General features: G+C 56.2%; 13 protein-coding genes and 1 tRNA gene. 6 read left to right on the top strand and 8 right to left on the bottom strand.

The window, feature by feature from the left end:
• Nucleotides 1-1,280 precede the first annotated feature (1,280 nt).
• From LAO21_22080 to LAO21_22070, 3 genes are all read left to right on the top strand, one after another.
• Nucleotides 1,281-2,498, top strand: a complete 1,218-nt coding sequence (locus LAO21_22080; protein MBZ5555406.1) for an efflux RND transporter periplasmic adaptor subunit — start codon at nucleotides 1,281-1,283, stop codon at nucleotides 2,496-2,498.
• A gap of 24 nt (nucleotides 2,499-2,522) precedes the next feature.
• Nucleotides 2,523-5,630: a CusA/CzcA family heavy metal efflux RND transporter gene (locus tag LAO21_22075; GenBank protein ID MBZ5555405.1), complete on the top strand. Its 3,108-nt coding sequence runs from the start codon at nucleotides 2,523-2,525 to the stop codon at nucleotides 5,628-5,630.
• Between the two features lie 576 nt (nucleotides 5,631-6,206).
• Nucleotides 6,207-7,553: a replication-associated recombination protein A gene (locus tag LAO21_22070; protein MBZ5555404.1), complete on the top strand. Its 1,347-nt coding sequence runs from the start codon at nucleotides 6,207-6,209 to the stop codon at nucleotides 7,551-7,553.
• Nucleotides 7,554-8,020: 467 nt separating this feature from the next.
• On the opposite strand, the gene LAO21_22065 is transcribed toward LAO21_22070, so the two are convergent.
• Nucleotides 8,021-8,485, bottom strand: coding sequence for a hypothetical protein (locus LAO21_22065; GenBank protein MBZ5555403.1), 465 nt, complete (start codon nucleotides 8,483-8,485; stop codon nucleotides 8,021-8,023).
• Between the two features lie 112 nt (nucleotides 8,486-8,597).
• Here LAO21_22065 and LAO21_22060 point away from each other — a divergent pair, with 112 nt between their 5' ends.
• The 3 genes from LAO21_22060 (at nucleotide 8,598) to LAO21_22050 (ending at nucleotide 9,862) form a co-directional block, all read left to right on the top strand.
• Nucleotides 8,598-9,170, top strand: a complete 573-nt coding sequence (locus LAO21_22060) for a VOC family protein (GenBank protein ID MBZ5555402.1) — start codon at nucleotides 8,598-8,600, stop codon at nucleotides 9,168-9,170.
• A gap of 275 nt (nucleotides 9,171-9,445) precedes the next feature.
• Nucleotides 9,446-9,715, top strand: coding sequence for a GIY-YIG nuclease family protein (locus LAO21_22055; protein ID MBZ5555401.1), 270 nt, complete (start codon nucleotides 9,446-9,448; stop codon nucleotides 9,713-9,715).
• A gap of 70 nt (nucleotides 9,716-9,785) precedes the next feature.
• Nucleotides 9,786-9,862: transfer RNA gene (locus LAO21_22050), tRNA-Ala, on the top strand.
• A gap of 14 nt (nucleotides 9,863-9,876) precedes the next feature.
• On the opposite strand, the gene LAO21_22045 is transcribed toward LAO21_22050, so the two are convergent.
• From LAO21_22045 to LAO21_22015, 7 genes are all read right to left on the bottom strand, one after another.
• Nucleotides 9,877-11,298 carry an amino acid permease gene (locus tag LAO21_22045; protein MBZ5555400.1) on the bottom strand — a complete coding sequence of 474 codons (1,422 nt, stop codon included), beginning with the start codon at nucleotides 11,296-11,298 and terminating at the stop codon, nucleotides 9,877-9,879.
• A gap of 81 nt (nucleotides 11,299-11,379) precedes the next feature.
• Nucleotides 11,380-11,697, bottom strand: a complete 318-nt coding sequence (locus LAO21_22040) for a tetratricopeptide repeat protein (GenBank protein MBZ5555399.1) — start codon at nucleotides 11,695-11,697, stop codon at nucleotides 11,380-11,382.
• Nucleotides 11,698-11,860: 163 nt separating this feature from the next.
• Nucleotides 11,861-13,423, bottom strand: a complete 1,563-nt coding sequence (glpK, locus tag LAO21_22035; GenBank protein MBZ5555398.1) for a glycerol kinase GlpK — start codon at nucleotides 13,421-13,423, stop codon at nucleotides 11,861-11,863.
• Between the two features lie 13 nt (nucleotides 13,424-13,436).
• On the bottom strand, nucleotides 13,437-14,429 hold the full coding sequence (locus tag LAO21_22030; protein MBZ5555397.1) for an asparaginase: 993 nt from the start codon (nucleotides 14,427-14,429) through the stop codon (nucleotides 13,437-13,439).
• A gap of 212 nt (nucleotides 14,430-14,641) precedes the next feature.
• Nucleotides 14,642-15,841, bottom strand: a complete 1,200-nt coding sequence (locus tag LAO21_22025; GenBank protein MBZ5555396.1) for an alanyl-tRNA editing protein — start codon at nucleotides 15,839-15,841, stop codon at nucleotides 14,642-14,644.
• Nucleotides 15,842-15,979: 138 nt separating this feature from the next.
• Nucleotides 15,980-17,149: a threonine synthase gene (locus LAO21_22020; GenBank protein MBZ5555395.1), complete on the bottom strand. Its 1,170-nt coding sequence runs from the start codon at nucleotides 17,147-17,149 to the stop codon at nucleotides 15,980-15,982.
• Nucleotides 17,150-17,615: 466 nt separating this feature from the next.
• The gene (locus LAO21_22015; protein ID MBZ5555394.1) at nucleotides 17,616-18,305 is read right to left on the bottom strand and encodes a hypothetical protein; all 690 of its coding nucleotides are present in this window, start codon (nucleotides 18,303-18,305) and stop codon (nucleotides 17,616-17,618) included.
• Nucleotides 18,306-18,336 lie beyond the last annotated feature (31 nt).

The raw sequence follows: 18,336 nt of genomic DNA, 5'->3' as shown, positions 1-18,336 counted from the left end.
CCAGCACCGTGGCGCTCAGGTCGCTCTTCAGCGTGGCCCTATCCTCCCGGTGCTGGCCGACATGATACGCTGTTCATGGGATTTCCTTTGCCCAAAAGCGATAAACTTTCTTCCACAACTTTGAGATGTATATCAGACCAAGCTAAGTTGTAATAACGAGGTGGGGATAATCTCAAAAATCGGGTGTTTTTAGGGCTTAATCAGGCCTTTTCACCCTCAAAATTTCAGATCGGGGGTATTCGTTGGGTCGGTCGTTAACGGCCGACCGCAATCAAAGCTCAACCCCGATGAATCGGGGTGAGGGAGCAATGGGGGCGGGCTTCCCCGCCGGTAAACCGGCGGGCTGTACGTAATCAAGCCCGCTGAAGCGGGCTCCCGCACACATGCGGTCATAAGTGGGATCGTGGATTGTTGATTCTGCTGCAAAACCCCCTGTTGTTTGAAAAATGCAATTTTTCGGGGGACCACAAATGTATCCCAACACGATGGAAATGCATTGTAGGCTTTCTAAACGCGATTTATTTTTCCACAGATCGAGCCCAGGGGGTTTTGCAGCAGAATCGATTGTTGACACCAGGCCCCAAAAATTCGCGGACCTTCTTTTGGTGCCCCAATAAAGGGGGTGGATGTTCGGGCGCAAATGGAACCACATGACAAGCCCCCCGGCACATCCCCGCCCGACGGTCCGCGCGAAGGGCACGGCAATGAATCAGCCCTTTTGTTGACTCCACGGCTCGGATTTGGTACAGTTCGCCCTTCCTAATCCGATGAATTCGAGCCCTCTGAAAAGACTCGTGGCTGTTATGCTGCTGCTTTATGGCGCTGCGGACTTGCTGATCCCTGGATTCTGTCCGTATGAAGTTCATCTTATCGCCACCGGTTCTCCCCTCGGGACAAATACAAACCTGACAAGTGAGCGCCTTGCGACCCATGTTTCTGCGCTTGATCCCTCGGACCCGGATGAAGATTGTTATTGCTGCAGCACACGAATCCGTCCTCAAAGTCCACCTTCTCTGGTCATTTTGGATTCCGTTAGGATCCCGGCGGCTCCCGTAAGGTTCGAAGCCCTGGCCGGCTTTACCCCTCATCCTTATCACCCTCCGCGACTTTCCTAGACGCATTTCCTGCTTTCATCCTTTTAATAATCGATTGTGCCGGAGCCCGTTCGATTTCACATGACCCGTCGGAGTGTGCAGTCGGACTGCCGGGAGTCGTGCCAAATCGCAGGAGCGCAGCCCTGCAAATTCGACGCAAGGATCTTTCCAATAGGAGTTTAAGCCATGAAAAAATGGATTCCTATTCTTGTGGTAGTCATCGCGGCAGCGGTTCTTGTCACAGTGATCCGCTACCGAGGGGGACCAAAGCCTACTGAACCGGTGGAAACTGTCAATCCGAATGTGGCGGAGTTGAGCCTTGAATCCCAACGGAACGCAGGGCTTGTTGTCGAGGAAATCCGGTCGGTTCCCATAGCAAACGCCTTGCAGACGACCGGCATTGTTTCCGCCGACCAGGCCCGCATCGCGCATGTACTTCCCCTGGCCCGAGGCGTCGTAGAGAAACTATACGTCCGCCTGGGAGACCGGGTCACCCCGGGACAACCCCTCGTCTTATACGACAACATTGAGCTCGGCGAACTTGTGGGCGATTACCTGACTCTTCGAAGCGGACTCGGAAAACTTAAAGCCCAAGAACGGACCGCAGAGCAATCCTTTGTGCGAGCGAAGACCCTGATTGAAGTCCGGGCGATTTCCCAACGTGAATTCGAGCTTCGAGAGGCGGAGTGGGAAGAGGCAAAGGCTGCCGTGACAGGACAAATGGCAGCGCTTTCCCAAGTTGAGATGAAAGTCCGCCGAATGGGGATGGGGACTCAAGAGCTCGAATCAATGACTGCGTCCAGTGGGATGCGACCGACGGCATCGGCCTCCACGATTCGTGCGCCCTTTGGCGGCGTCATTACCCAGTGCAGCGCATCGATTGGAACGGTGGTCGATCGAGACCGGGAAATACTGACACTCGCCGACATCAGCTCGGTGTGGATTTTAGCCGATGTTTATGAGAAAGACCTGGGATTGGTGCGAACCGGGAGCCGGTGCCAGGTGCGAGTCTCCTCGTACCCGAATGAGGTGTTCCCGGGATCCCTCACCAACGTCAGTGATTCCATCGACCCGGCATCCCGCACTGCCAAAGCCCGGTGTGTCGTGGCCAATCCGAATGGACGCCTGAAACTGGAGATGTTTGCTTCGGTAGAGATTCCAACGGAACAGGCGCGTGCGGCTGTGGCGATCCCGATCGAGGCCTTGCAGGAAATTAATGGGGAGGCGGTCGCCTTTGTTCAGCGCAATGAGACCACCTTTGAGAAGCGTCCCCTTCGCCTGGGCACGAGAACATCTCAGTGGGTCGAGATCCTCCAAGGCGTGAAAGCGGGGGAGAAGGTGGTGTCAAAAGGGAGCTTCTATCTGAAATCGACAATTCTGAGAGGCCAGATATCGAGCGAGTAGTCGCGGGAAAGGAGGCAGGCCGCCGTGATCGAACGCATTCTTCGCTTCAGCATTCAGTGGCGCATTCTCATTCTTATTCTTGGCCTGGCGACCATTGGAATCGGGCTCTATATGGGTCGTTCCCTGCCCATTGATGCGGTGCCCGACATTACCTCGAACCAGGTCCAAATCAATACCGTGGCTCCGGCGTTTGCACCGCTGGAGATGGAGAAGTACGTCACGTTGCCCCTGGAAGTGGCCTTGAGCAGCCTTCCCCGGAAGGAGGGAATCCGGTCTGTTTCTCAGTTTGGTTTGTCCCAGGTGACCGTGACGTTTCATGACAACGTGGACATTTACTGGGCGCGTCAATTGGTGCTGGAGCGGCTGATTGAAGCGCAACGCGCGCTGCCTCCGGGGGTGGTCCCCGAACTCGCCCCCATCAGCACCGGCCTGGGGGAGATCTATCAGTTTACGGTCGAGTCAGAGGCACATCATTCCCCTATGGAGTTGCGCACCCTCCTGGACTGGTTCATCAAACCTCAGCTACGGACCGTGCCCGGGGTGATCGAAGTGAACAGCTTCGGTGGACTGCAAAAACAATACGAAGTTTTGATCGACCCGAACAAACTGGTCAGTTACGGCCTCTCCGTGCATCAGGTGATTGCAGCGCTGGAACAAAACAACATGAACGCGGGTGGCGGATACCTGGAACGCGGGTCGGAGCAACAACTCCTCCGGGGGATCGGTTTAATCCAGAACATCGACGACATCGCAAACATCGTGGTCGCCAGCCCCCGAGGTGTCCCGGTCTATATCCGAGACCTTGCCACAGTGGGCCTGGGATCGCCCGTCCGCCAGGGAGCCGCCACGCGGAACGGAAACGGGGAGACCGTGATGGGAATTGCGATGCTGCTCAAAGGGGAGAACAGTCGAGCAGTCACTAAGGCCATTGCAGAAAAAATCGGCGCTTTGCAGCATGCGATGCCGCCCGGCGTCAAGATTGTCCCCTACTACGATCGCACAAAACTTGTCGACAGGACCATTCGCACAGCGGTGACGAACCTCATCGAAGGCGGGACACTGGTCGTCTTCATCCTGCTCCTGTTCCTTCTCCAGGCCCGGGCCGGATTGATTGTCTCCTCGGTCATTCCGATTGCGATGTTGATCGCGATCATTGGGATGAGGGTTTTTGGGATTTCGGCCAACCTGATGAGCCTGGGCGCCATTGACTTCGGGTTGATCGTGGATGCGGCTGTCATCATCGTTGAGAACTGCGTTCGCCGCCTTGCAGAACGGCGCTCCGCAATGTCCCGACCGCTGAGTAAGGAAGAGCGCCTTCACACGATCCTGGGGGCCAGTTCCGAGGTCCGACGGGCAAGCCAGTTTGGGGAGCTGATTATCATCGTGGCCTATATCCCCGTCCTTTCCCTCGTCGGCATCGAGGGAAAAATGTTCCAACCCATGGCCTTGACCGTCATCTTCGCCCTTTCAGGGGCTCTCTTGCTCAGCCTGACCCTCGTTCCGGCTCTGTGTGCGGTGTTTTTGAAGGAAGGTCACGGAGATCGCGAAAACAAGTTCGTCGCCTCTTTAAAGAACTCGTATCGCGAACTCCTGGAGAAGACGATCCCCCGTCGGAAAGCAACGGTGGGTTTTGCCGCCGCCTTCGTTCTTTTATGCTCCGCCATGTTCCTGCTGCTTGGAATGGAATTCCTGCCCGAGTTGGATGAGGGAGCGATTGCGATCAACCACGTCCGCCTCAAGAGCGTCTCGCTCTCCGAGGCGGTGCGCCAAACGACCCGGATTGAAGCGGCCATCAAACGGTTTCCGGAGGTCGAGACCATCGTCAGCCGAATTGGCCGGCCTGAAATCGCCACCGACCCGATGGGGCCGGACATGGCCGACACCTATGTTTTTCTGAAACCGAAATCACAGTGGACCACGGTGAAGACCAAGGAGGAATTGGTCGGCAAGATTCATGATGAACTGGAAAAGATACCAGGTGCTGCCTACTCGTTTTCTCAGCCGATTAAGTTCCGAATGATGGAACTCATCGAAGGAGTGGGATCGCGCTCCGATTTGGCTATCAAGATCTATGGAGACGATTTGGATACTCTCCGGCAGGAGGCAGGCGCAGTGGGCCGGCTGATATCGTCCGTCTCTGGAGCCGAAGACGTGAAAGTGCAGCAGGTAACCGGTTTGCCAACCCTGGAGGTCAGGATCAAGCGGGATGCGATCGCCCGCTATGGTCTCAACATTTCTGATGTTCAGGAGGTCATTCAGACGGCCATTGCAGGAACCACCGCGTCCACGGTACTCGAAGGGTCGATGCGCTTCGACCTGGCGGTACGGTTCCCGACATGGGCACGAAATGACGCCCTCGCCATCGCAAAACTCCTGGTGGTCGCTCCCAACGGGCAAAGGGTCCCCTTGGATCAGGTCGCGGAAATTCAAAGCGAAGAGGGTCCTTCCGAGGTGAGCCGGGAGAACGGCCAGCGCCGTATTTCCGTGGAGGCGAATGTACGAGGCCGCGATATCGGTTCATTCGTTGCGGAGGCCCGGAGGATCGTGGACCAGAAGGTCAAGCTCCCACCCGGCTACATGATGGAATGGGGCGGAATGTGGGAGCACCTGGAAAGTGGTCGCAATCGGCTTCTCCTGGCGATACCGGTGACTTTCTTCATCATCCTTTTGCTGCTCTTTATCACCTTCAATTCTCTCCGTCACGCCGCCCTCGTATTCACGGGGATTCCCTTTGCCGTGACGGGGGGCGTCCTGGCTTTGCTGGTGAGAGGAATGAATTTCTCGATGAGTGCCGGAGTGGGGTTCATCGCCGTATCCGGTGTGGCCGTTCTGAACGGAATTGTCATGCTGGCATGCATCAATCAACTCCGGCAAGAGGGAGTGGCGCGGGACGCCGCCGTGGTCGAAGGCGCTCTCACCCGCTTGCGCCCGGTGCTGATGACCGCCCTGGTGGCCAGCCTGGGTTTCGTCCCGATGGCATTGGCCACCGGCACCGGAGCGGAAGTCCAAAGGCCCCTGGCCACAGTAGTCATCGGTGGATTGATAACCTCCACTTTGCTCACCCTGATCGTGTTGCCGAACATTTATTGCTGGTTTGAAAAAGATACTGCGAACCCCGGAACGCATCCCTGAGTTCAGGGCCGCACCGGGAGGGAGACCGTTCTGTTGAATCCCCCCAGCGGAAGCTGGGGGAAAGTTCAAGTACAGCCTACAAACACAGGCTCCAAAAATAAACCACACCCACCATCCCGCTTCGCGGGATGGGGGGGGATAATGAAAATGGGATCGCCGCTGTAGGCTTCACCTGAATCATCCCCCGGCTTCCGCCGGGGGGATTATGGACCGCTCGTTACTCCGGTCTTAGGTTGACGCCGCGGCGGGCGCAGAGCGGGACGGCCTACAACACAGAATCATGGGGTTAAGTTGTAGGCCCCCCCGATGAGTCATCGGGGCCCCACCGGGCGGTTTCGGCTTTGGGCAACAGCCCGTCCAGATTTACCGCAGCCCGAAGGCGCGCGGCGCTCACGCACAAGACGTGCGCTTCCCGCGGTTTCGCTTCCTCTTGCATCCCCCCCTTCATTCTTGTACTCTCCGATGGGCTGAAGCACCTTCAACACGGCAAACCTCAAGAATCGGACAAAAGCATTGTAGGAGGGGCTGTTTGTCGGGGCACAAGGCTGCTTCATCGAAAGCCCTACAGACCATTCCATGGATCTCTTCTCAAGTCCGGATTCACCCACCCCCGATGAAGATCGGACCGTCGACCGTTCCCGTCCTCTGGCAGACCGGATGCGCCCGCGCACCCTCGATGAACTCGTCGGGCAAGAACACCTCGTTGGATCCGGCAAACCACTCCGCGTTCAGATCGAAAGCGACCGCCTCTCTTCAATGATCTTCTGGGGCCCTCCCGGCGTCGGGAAGACCACCCTCGCGCGGATCATCGCCCGGATGACCCACTCTACTTTTGTCACGTACAGCGCCGTTCTCGCAGGCATCAAGGAAATCAAGGAAGTGATGTCCAAGGCGGAGCAGGCTCGCCAGTACGGGTCGCGAACCATTATGTTCATTGATGAGATTCATCGATTCAACAAGGCGCAGCAGGATGCCTTTCTTCCCCATGTCGAGAAGGGCAGCATTATTTTGATCGGCGCTACCACGGAGAATCCCTCTTTTGAAGTCATCTCGGCATTGCTCTCTCGTTGCCGGGTCTATGTGCTTCATCCGCTGACTCTCGACGAGATCATCAAACTGCTCAGGCGCGCGATCACCGATCCGGAGCGCGGATTGGGTCGGGAACAAATCGAAATAGGTGAGAAGGTCCTCGAGCGCATCGCCCTTTTTGCGAATGGCGACGCCAGGATGGCTTATAACGCGATTGAAGCGGCGCTGGCCGGCGTCCGTCCCGATGCGCAGGGCATCAAGCGCGTTACCGAGGAGGAAATGGAAGCCGTCCTCCAGAAGAAGACCCTGCTCTATGACAAGACGGGAGAAGAACACTACAACATCATTTCTGCCCTCCACAAATCCGTCCGCAACAGTGATCCTGATGCCGCCCTCTACTGGTTGGCGCGCATGTTGGAAGGAGGAGAAGACCCCCTCTATGTCGCCCGGCGCCTGGTCCGAATGGCGACCGAAGATATTGGCCTCGCGGATCCCCGCGCCCTCACCCTGACCATGGACGCCATGAGGGCGGTGGAGTTTATTGGCATGCCCGAGGGGAACCTGGCGCTCGCCGAAGCAACGGTTTACCTCTCCCTGGCACCCAAATCGAATGCCGTTTACGAGGCCTATTCATCCGCCCACCGGGATGCCAACGAAACCCTCGCTGAACCGGTCCCTCTGCACCTGCGAAACGCCCCGACCCGCCTGATGAAAGATCTGGGATACGGGGACGGTTACAAATATGCGCACAACTACGACGACCGCATCACCGATATGCAGTGCCTCCCGGAAAACCTGAAAAACCGTGAATACTATCAACCCACCGACCAAGGGTTGGAAAAAAACCTGAAGGAAAAACTAAATTGGGTTCGCCAGCACGGCCCCAAAAAATAATGGCGGGTTCCATTAATTCCGCGTTGCTCCTCAGGGTTGTCCAGTCAAGACCCCTGGGGAATCTATTGCTGAGAGGAAGCTTTCCCCCTTCAGCAGGCAAAATTTGAAATCTCAAATTTGAGATCAGGAACAGTCCTGAGTTGGAGTGGACAACTGACCACTGAGACAGAGACCAAGACGGTTCCTTAACCCTGAAGCATGCCCGCGACCATGCCCGTGGAACCGGAAAAGGAGTTCTTAAAGGCTTTCCTTGCCTGGATCAGAACGAATCTTCCACTTCGGAAGTCAGATTTGATCCGATTTCGCTCCACAAACCTCGAGAGACTGTCCCTAGGGACAGTCCCTTTTCGTGAAGATTCATCTGCAGCCTACGAAATCAACGCGTTGACAGCAGGATTAGGCCCATCGCAATCGAAGGAAGTGAATCCAAGCCAAGTCGTTCTAACAACTTACCCTTTCTTCTTCAACTAGTTACAGAGAAATACCCGAACTTTAGGGGTCCAGTACTGGTTGCTCCTCTCAAATGATTTGCCAAGCGTTTCGAAAATGGGTACACTACCACCACTCATGCTCAGGATTTCGAGCAATTTAGGTAGTTTCATTTCGTACCGATTCCACGTCCCATTGATTGGCTCGTTTGTGCTGACATCATACCGCACGACGATGCAAGGTCTCCTATCGCAACAACTTGGATCATCGTTGGTGTCGTATTTCCTGGTCTCGTGAAGGCGGCGGCATTGGCGGAACTCTCTTTGTTTTAACCAATTTCGGATTGCCTTGATTTCAGCTTCGATTGCTTGCCCCAGGACGGCCCTTTTCCGCGATCGCGGTGGGCGGACCTCTTCTTTTTCAGGAATACGCCAACGCGAACCGACCCGGCGGGTCGGCCATGGATTTGAAAGCAGCAGGACCTTAATCCAGCCGGTGTTCATGTCCTTTTTGGCGTCTCATGAGAAATGCCGGGGAGGTCAAAAGGTGCCGCCAGCAGAATGTCAACGGCAATCCGGGCCCGTTCGATAGGACAATTGTTTATTGAGGTGACTCATGGCAAAGAAGAAAGGCTCCAAGGAGGCTAGTAAGGGCGGGGCGAAGTCGAAGAAGAGCATCAAGCCGCACCGACCGCCAGCCAGGAGCCTTACTCGCTTGAGGACGGCCGGGGATAAGCCCGGGTGGATGGGAATTGAAGGCTTGCACTTGACCTTCACCACCAAGGAACCGCATGTGGTTGCCAACTTCTACCGGGATTCTCTCGGGTTCGTCGATGCCAGTGGCCAGCGCCCGGCAGCCACTCTCAAACCGGGCTACGCCCGGAACGACGAAATCCGGGGTAGTTTGTGCCTTCGAACCACTCGAGACACTCTGATTGAATTCCAGGATTACAACATGGCGTATCATTGGGTAGCCCAACTGGGAGGCCGGCCGCCAGAGGAACCTCTGTCAGGCCAGATCTATCTGTTGGTGCGCGATGTCGATCGGGTCTATGAGCGATTGTCGAAGAAAGGAGTGCAGTTCTTCGGTCCGCCCCGGGAAATGCCTTGGGGACACCGCATCGTCGAATGCTCTGACCCGGAGGGCCGGCGTGTTGTTTTCGCCGAGGTCTTAAAGAAGAAAAAGTGAGGCTCGAGGCTGCCACAGATTCATCAAAGAGCGGATGACTCGTCAATTCTTTCACGTTCCAGTCAACCCAGATAATCCACTCGTCGCGATACAAAGAGCAAGATGTGAGTCTTCCCGCTGCCTTGCATAACCCACAGGTATCGAGTAGTATTTGAGACGTTCGTTGAACGTGGGCCGCTAGCTCAGTTTGGGAGAGCGCTCCGATGCATCGGAGAGGTCGTGGCCACCCCCCGCCTGCAATTGAGAGTTAAGCTAATCATCCCCCTGTCAAGTTCATGTTCTTCGTGTATATTCTTAAGAGCCTGAAAGATGGGCGATACTACATTGGCTCGACTAGTGATCTTGAACGACGTTTGCGCGAACATAACTCGGGGCAGCAAGAGGCCACGCGATATCGCAGACCTTTTCGACTCGAATATGCGGAGCCCCATCCAGACCAAAGCACGGCCCGACGTCGCGAGAGATTTATCAAGAGGCAGAAAAGTCGACTCTTTATTGAAGAATTAATAAGACAAAATGGCCCATTTGTCCCAGGACGAAAGTAGCCCGGGAGCCTTTCCGCTGCCTTGCAAAACCCACAGGTATCGAGTAGTATTTGAGACGTTCGTTGAACGTGGGCCGCTAGCTCAGTTTGGGAGAGCGCATCGTTCGCAACGATGAGGTCGTGGGTTCGAGCCCCATGCGGTCCACCATATCTCCCACCGAATTAGCGTGATCCGTTCAGTTCCTTCGCCCTGAATCTTCTCCACCCCCAATAGAAGATTGTTACTGCCAACAGCCATGGCCCGGCACTCCACACCAGGGGTTGCATTTCAGGAACCCACGCCGACGATCCGGTGATCGCGATCAGCGCACCCAGCGCCGCCATTCCACTCCATGGAAAGAAAGGAAGTCGGAGGGGGAGGTTTTGGAGGGTCTCCGCGGCTACGCGTCTGCGGAAAAAGAAGTGCGTGATCAGAATGATCATCCAGGCGAAGATGCCGCCGAACAACGCGACACCAACCATCGCGAGATAGGCTCTTTGAGGGAAGAAGAGAGCCATCAGTACGGCTGCGAAAAGGCCCCCGGTGGAAGCGAGCAGGGCATTGCGCGGAGCTCCCGCATGAGTCACTCTTCCAAAAAGTTGGGGGGCAAAGCCGCTTCGAGAGAGAGAGAAAAGCATCCGGGAGGTCAGGTACAGGTTTGCATTCATGGATGACAACGCCGCGGTCAGCACCACAAAATTCATCAATCCCCCGGCATAGGGCACGCCGACGGCCCGGAACACTGTCACGAACGGACTCTCTCGTATCCCGATGTCCGCATGGGGGACGATCATGATGAGGACGAAGATGGCGCCGACATAGAACAAAACCAATCGCCCCACCGTACCCTTCATCGCCCTTGGGATGTTCAAGGCTGGATCTTTTGCTTCACCCGAAGTCACCGCCACGATCTCAACCCCTAAAAAACTGAATATCACAAGGCTTGAAGCAAACCAGACTCCCGACCATCCGTGCGGCAGCATTTTGGAGGAATTCAGAAAATCGTGGAACGAGAGTGCCACGCCCTGCCTTCCTCCAAAGATCAAGCCAACTCCGACCCCGAGGAAAGCGATGATGGTGACCACCTTGATCATCGCAAACCAGTACTCAAATTCGCCGAACCGTGAAACCGTGCGCGAGTTCACGTACACCATCGTAGCGGAGAACATGACGATCCAGACCCATTGGGGAACAAATGGAAACCAGTAGCGGCAGTAAATCGAGGCTGCAACGACTTCGCTTCCAATCGCGATGACTTGCGCCAGCCAGTAGGAGTACCGGACCGAGAAGCCCGCCCAAGGGTGCAGAAACTCATCGGCATGAACGCCAAATGAACCCGCCACAGGACGCACCACGGTCATCTCGGCCAGCGCCAGCGTAACAATCAACGCGATGATGGCGCCGACCCCATAAGTCACTAGAACCCCGGGCCCGGCAAGTTGCACGGCGACTCCACTGCCAAGAAACAGCCCAGTGCCGATGGCTCCGCCAATCGCAATCATGGTCAACTGGCGCCCGGAGAGTTGGCGTTGAAGGCCGTGTTGCTGTGAAGAAAGGTCTTGCAGGGGGACGGGGTCGGAAGGCGATTGATGATTCGTAACCATAAAATTAAACTTGTAGGGGCGCTCCGACGAGTCGGAGCGCCCCTGCCAGGGACATCTGAGCATTACATGCGTTGCAATCCCTCACCCGGCCAAACCCGACAAAAGCACCTGAATTTCGTTGGCCGCCTTCGCGTTGCCGATCTTCTGGGCAGCCTCCAGACCGCGAGTCAATATCTCGCGCGCCTCCGGGGAGCGGCCAAGGCTCACCAAGAGCTGTCCGCACATCTGAAAAGCCGGAACGTACGCGGGATCGAAACCGATCAGTCTCCTGTAGGTGGCAAGCGCATCTTCAATCCGTCCTGCCTTCTCGTATTCCATGGCGAGGGCATAATGTGCGAAGGAATCCGTGGGGGAGTTCCTGGTTGTGTCTTCGAAGATCTCAAGACGGGATTTCTCCATGACAGCGCGCACCTTTAAGTCCCGGAAGACTCGGTTTTATTGGTTTCTTGAGCGAATCACGGTTTTCCGGGAGCCTGATTCGGACGGGATCATACCACAGGTCAACGGGCACGCCGAGCAGGGCAGGCTCAAGGGGCGCCGCATGCGAGCTTGGATCCCCAGTCTAATTTTTCCATCGGAGGGATCGCTCCACCGCCCGTTTCCATTCGGCATAGGCGGCTTCTCGAACCGTGGGTCGGAGGCGCGGCTCGAACTTCCGGTCGAGTTTCCAGTGAGAGGAGATTTCTTTTTGATTTTTCCAAAAGTCAACCGCCAGACCGGCCAGATAGGCGGCACCCAATGCTGTGGTCTCCGTGATGGAGGGACGGAGCACCGGCACCCCCAGGATATCGGCTTGAAACTGGCAGAGAAAATTGTTAGCAACGGCCCCGCCGTCTACGCGCAATTCGCCGATTCGGGTTCCGGCATCGCGCTGCATCGCCTCCGCGACATCGCGGGTCTGAAATGCCATCGATTCCAGCGCCGCGCGGACAATGTGGGCCCGTTCCGTTCCTCGGGTGATTCCGACCAGGGTGCCACGAGCCTGCATATCCCAGTAAGGCGCCCCCAGCCCTACAAACGCGGGAACAAAATAGACTCCTCCCGAATCCTTCACCGATGTGGCGAGCGTTTCACTTTGACTGGCTTGATCAATAATCTTGAGTCCATCGCGCAGCCATTGGATCGCTGCGCCTGCGATGAAGACACTTCCCTCCAGCGCATACGTAATTACATCATCAGCGTCACCGCGTCTCCCTGGGGCGGCCCCCCGGCCCGGGGACTTCCTGGGGCCGGAAAATTTCATGCCCCACCCGATCGTGGTCAAGAGGCCGTTTTTTGACGACACGGCACGCTCCCCCGTATTAAGGAGAAGGAAACACCCCGTGCCATAGGTATTCTTCACCATCCCCACCTCAAAGCAGGCCTGCCCATACAAGGCCGCCTGCTGGTCTCCCGCATTCCCCGCAATCGGGATGGCCGTGCCAAACCATTCACTTGCCGCTTCCCCAAACACGCCACTGGAGGGGAGAACTCGCGGGAGCATGATTTTCGGGATCTCCAACCGGTTGAGGATTTCCTGGTCCCAACGCTTCCGATGGATGTCAAACAGCAGGGTGCGGGAGGCATTGGAATAATCCGTGGCGTGAACGCCCCCTTGGGTGAGCTTGTAAATGAGCCAGGAGTCCACGGTCCCGAACAAAAGTTCTCCGTCGCGGGCCCGCGCCCGTGCTCCGGGAATGTGGTCAAGCATCCATCTGATTTTCGTCCCTGAAAAATAGGCATCGGTCACCAGGCCGGTCTTTTTCAGGATCTTTCTGTCGAACCCCTCCTCCTTCAGTTCATCGCACAATTCGGCGGTTCGACGACATTGCCACACGATGGCATTGTGGATGGGCCGACCCGTCGCGCGTTCCCAGACAATGCTGGTCTCCCGCTGATTGGTAATGCCAATGGCTGCAATTTCCTTCGCTGAAACACCGGACTGGTCGAGGACTTCACGCGCGGTGAGGAGTTGAGATTGCCAGATCTCCTCCGGATCATGTTCCACCCAGCCGGATCGGGGATAAATCTGTTGAACCTCCCTCTGGCTGATGGACACTAGATTCGAATCATGATCGAACAGAATGGCACGCGAGGAGGTGGTCCCTTGATCAAGCGCGAGAATGAATCGTTTGGAAGTGGTCACAGAGCCTACCGTTCTAGAAATACACCCCTTCTTCAAAAATATTCCGAATCTCTTCGATCGAGCTAGTCTTCCCCAAGGCCAGGATCAGTTTGATCCTTGCCTTCTGCCCCGGCAGGTTTCCGCCGAAAATCGCCCCCAGCCGGCGGGCCTGTTTTCCTGCGCCCTCATAGCCATACGTGTCCAGCACCCGGCCCCGAACCGAGCGCGAACAGATGACCACGGGAAGCGGCATCTCCAAGGCCCGTTTCACCGCCGTGAAAGCCGCCGGCGGGGTATTGCCACGTCCCATGGACTCAATGACGAGGCCTTGCGCGCCGGTGTCCAATGCATAGTGGATGAGCCGGGGATCAAATCCCGCATATGTCTTGAACATATCCACCCGGGTTTCGATGCGCTCCGTTCGGATAATCTTTCGCCAGAATTTGCCCCTGACCCACATAATGCGGTCCCTGTCCACCAGCCCGATGGGGCCAAACTCAGGCGACTTGAAGGCATCGTAGGCCTCCGTGTGGGTCTTCGTCACCTCGCGAGCGGTGCAGATCTCGTCGTTCATGACCACCATGACGCCGCGGTCGGTGGCATTCGGATCGAGCACCACACGGGCCGCCGACACCAGGTTGGTCGCGCCATCCCAGCCAATCTCCCCGCTGTGGCGCATGGCGCCGATCACGGCCACGGGCTTGTAGGAATCGACCGTCAACTCCAGGAAATAGGCGGTCTCCTCGAGTGCGTCCGTTCCATGGGTGACCACCGCTCCGGCGATTTCGTCGCGGCGCAACTGTTCGTTCAGCAGCTTCGAGAGCTCAAACATTTTTTCCGGCGTCATGTGCGGCCCCGGAATTCTGGCAAAATCGATGAGGTCGTAATCGCAGATCGACTCGAGGTGGGGCACCATGGCGAGAACTTCCTTCCCGGAATAGGCCGGCACCGCGGCTCCAATCTCCGGGTCAAACTTCATCGACATCGTGCCGCCCGTGAAGACAAACAAAACTTTCGGAGAATTCATAGAGGATCAACCACTCATCTGCGAACGGATTCGATCGAACGAAAAAAATGCGGATAGTGATTCGAGTTCCGTTTTCCGGGAAATGCGAATACGAAGACCTTCGTGAGGGCACCTAGGCCGCAGCCATCTCGAGCCTCATTACCGCCACTCATGTGTTGCGTCCTTCGCGCCTTCTCTGCGCGCTTTGCGGTTACGCTCTTCCGCAGAGACGTCTACATTGCTGTCAATTTCTTTTCCGCAGATTCAATCAAAGGCGCGACCGCCGAGGCGTCTGCAAGCGAGCCTTGAGCCAGGTGCCTGGAACCGCCGCCCCGGAGTGAAAACTCTTGCCCGAACACCTTGAAGAGCTGACTCGCATCCACGCCGGAATCGGGAGAAGTCGCAATCAACACCTGTGGTTTTTCGCCGGCCAGCACAAAAAACACCACCACCCTCGATTCCGCGACTGCATGCTGGGCCAGCATTTTCAAATAATCGAGTCCTTCATTTCGAAAGGTCTCAATGAGGAGGCGCCGGCCTCCGCAGGATTTCGCCCCTTGGAGCAGACTCATTGCCTTGAAGGACGCTAATTCTTCCAGTAACCGGGACCGCTCACGGCGGGACGATTTCGACTCCTCAATTTGTCTCTCAATGACGCCGGGAATCTGATCCACGGGTGACGAAAGCAGCTTCGAGGCCCGGGCCAGCGTATCGAAGTCATCCCTTGACCGTCGCAGGGCGCGACCTCCGCAGACAAACTCGACGCGCCAACCCTGTTTGTATCGCTCCACCTTGCGTGGGGCGATGAGACCGATTTGCCCTGTGCGGGTCACATGAGTGCCCCCACATGGCGTGCGATCGAACCCGGTCACCTCGATGATCCGGAGGACACCTTCACGGTCCGATTCCTTGCGTAGATGCATCGCCGCCGCTTCTCCCCGTGACACGTTCAAAACCGCGACTTCACGGTCTTCAAAAACGATCTGGTTGGCCAGATTCACAACTTCCTCCAGGCGCTCAGGAATGGCGAGGTTCGTCCGCAAATCAATGGTGGAGGTCTCCAAACCCAGATGGAACCCCACGGTGGGCGCCTCACACATCTGAATAAACGCCGCAGAGAAAATGTGCTGGCCGGTGTGTTGCTGCATGTGGTCGAAACGGCGGGGCCAATCGACCTCACCCACGGCGCGCCCGGCTCGGACGGCGGAAGAGATGACATGAATTACCTCGCCGGTGCCTTCCTGCTCAAACACATCGACGACCTCAACCCCGTTGAGTGTCCCCCGATCATTCGGTTGTCCCCCCCCGGTCGGATAAAACGCAGTCCGGTCGAGGACAACGTGGAACTGACCCTTCATTTCGCGCAGGTCCGCAATCTGCGCCTCGAAGGAGCGCAGGAAGGAGTCGCCGTAATACAATCGTTCGGTCGGCATAGGTAATCAAGCAACTAGATTCGTCGGAAGGACCACCGCAGTGGGGCTCGTGACAGCGGACGCGGCCAAGCCGCCAAGTCTACTGCCCTCCCATTCGACCTGCTTCCATGCCTCTTTAACTCCTTATCCCTGGTACCTTCACTCCCCCAACACGTCCAGGTACTTCAGGCCTGAACCGGTATTGAACATGACAATTCGATCTTCGGGGCGGATGGAACCATCACCCTGGAGTTTTTTGACTGCGGGCCAGCAGGCTGCCCCCTCGGGGGCGCAGAAAATCCCTTCCTGCTTTCCAATCTCGGCCACTGCGGATTTCACCTCTTCATCGCTGATCATCACGGCCGTCCCGCCACTCTTATGCAGGATCTCGAGCATAATGAAATCCCCAATGGCCCCGGGCACGCGCAATCCGGCGGCAATGGTCCGGGCGTTGGGCCAGACAGTCGCCTTCGTCGCGCCCTCGTGGAAGGCCTTGACAATGGGTGCACAGCCGCTCGCTTGTACGGTCACCATCCTGGGACGCTGCGAGTCGATCCATCCCATCGCTTCCATTTCCTCAAACGCCTTCCACATCCCGATAAGGCCGGTGCCTCCCCCGGTAGGATAAACAATCCAGTCGGGGAGATGCCAATTCAATTGCTCAGCAAGCTCGTAGCCCATCGTCTTCTTGCCCTCGATTCGATACGGCTCTTTGAGGGTTGAGACGTCAAACCACCCTTCCTTATCCTTGAGTTCCGCAACCATACGTCCACAATCGCTGATCAGCCCGTCGACCAGGGTCACGCGGGCGCCGAACATGGCGCACTCCATGTAGTTGGCCTGGGGGACGTCTTTCGGCATGAAAATATGTGCCTCCATGCCCGCCTGGGCCGCATATGCCGCCAGGGCGCTGGCGGCGTTTCCCGCCGAGGGAACCACCACTTTTTGAATCCCTAATTCCTTTGCCATGGAGATCGCTGCAGCCATCCCCCGTGCCTTGAATGAGGCGGTCGGATTCGGCGACTCGTCCTTAATCATGAGGTTTTCGAGGCCGGTCACCTTTCCGAGCCTCCGGGCCGACAAAAGAGGAGTATTTCCTTCGCCCAACGAAACAATATTTCCGTCATCAACCACCGGCATGACTTCCCGGTAGCGCCACATATCGTTTCGACGTGAAGCTAGGTTTTCACGATTGAGCTGCCCCTTCGCGGCCTTGAGATCGTATCGAACCAGGAGGGGCAACTTGCATTCCGGACAGAGGTTGTAAATCCTCCGCGGAGACCAATGTTTTCGACACGAGGAACACTCCAGATGTGAAACGTTATTCATGAATGAGGAATCCCCTTCAGATGAGTTTAAAAATGGAAAGTATAGCAGACTGTCACGCCCTTACAAGAAAGGATATTGGAACGAGGGGGAGTGAAACGGAGGTCACCGCAGGGGCGCAAAGCGCGCAAAGAAAATCATAAGTTAGTTTGAAAACTTCAAATACCCCAAGGGCTCTTGCGTCTCGGCGGTGAAACTGCAATAGGGCCGCCAGAGAAGTGGGAGTGGGCGCGGTGGAATTTGGGTTTTGGAGTTTACTTGGATTTTGGAGTTTGGATCCTGGAATTTGCTCTTCTCGGAGTATGCGCCACCCGTCCACAGCCAAGCAGAAAATCACAAAGGAAGGGGCCTGACAATTACGACCACACAGAAGGTCACTGCAATCGTGAAATGGCGTTTCGTCATTGTCAAGACAGCGAACTTTCTTGACCAATTGCCATTTGCAGAGACCTGACACTCAAAATTGTAATCAGATGTTTGTAACATGCTCCCGTTTCACATCTGCAATGAGTCTTCCTTTCATGTGAATAGACCACTTACTTAATTCTCCTTGCGGTAGTCCAGTCCAAGTAAAGAAAGTCACTAAGAATCCATCCGTAGTGGCGACGACGGTAGGCAGGTGGCCTATCTTGACAAGCTGCTCGCGCAGACCATCTAACTCGGGAGTCGTCTCATCCAGCACTTGTAGGTGTTCGGAGCACCGAGCAAGTAGTACTGCTGTGGAACGGGCATCCTTTTGGCTCATCCTTCCTGAGAGCACTGACCTCAAGTACTGATTTAGGACTGGCACTGATAGTTCGGGCGAACGCCACGAGCAAACGTAAAGAGTCCTGTTGGATAACACGGCACCAAAATCAGGCTGGTCAGCCTCTCCATACACCTCGTGCTTGTTGGTGGGTGGGTTGGTATACGAGAACCATACTAATAGACTCTTCCCTTTACCAATAGCGACCTCGCGAGGGTGGGGATGGATTATAATTTTCTGGGTCTCAGTAGCCTTTGGTTGTTGATCTTCCGGAAACACCGCCTGAACAGAACCCTCAGCCACCTCGTCTGCAAAGCTAAAGCGGTGGACAACGTGCAAGCGAATCGAAGCCCCTTGCGCATACGCGCAGGCTGTTACGATGACAAAAAGCAGCCCGTTTATAATTGGTTTCATTTCGGCCTCGCTTCTTTGAACGAAAATCCCG

Source organism: Terriglobia bacterium (assembly GCA_020073085.1).
Taxonomy (GTDB): domain Bacteria; phylum Acidobacteriota; class Terriglobia; order JAIQFV01; family JAIQFV01; genus JAIQFV01.
Note: the sequence above shows the minus strand (reverse complement) of the source record. Positions and strands in the feature narration are given on the sequence as shown.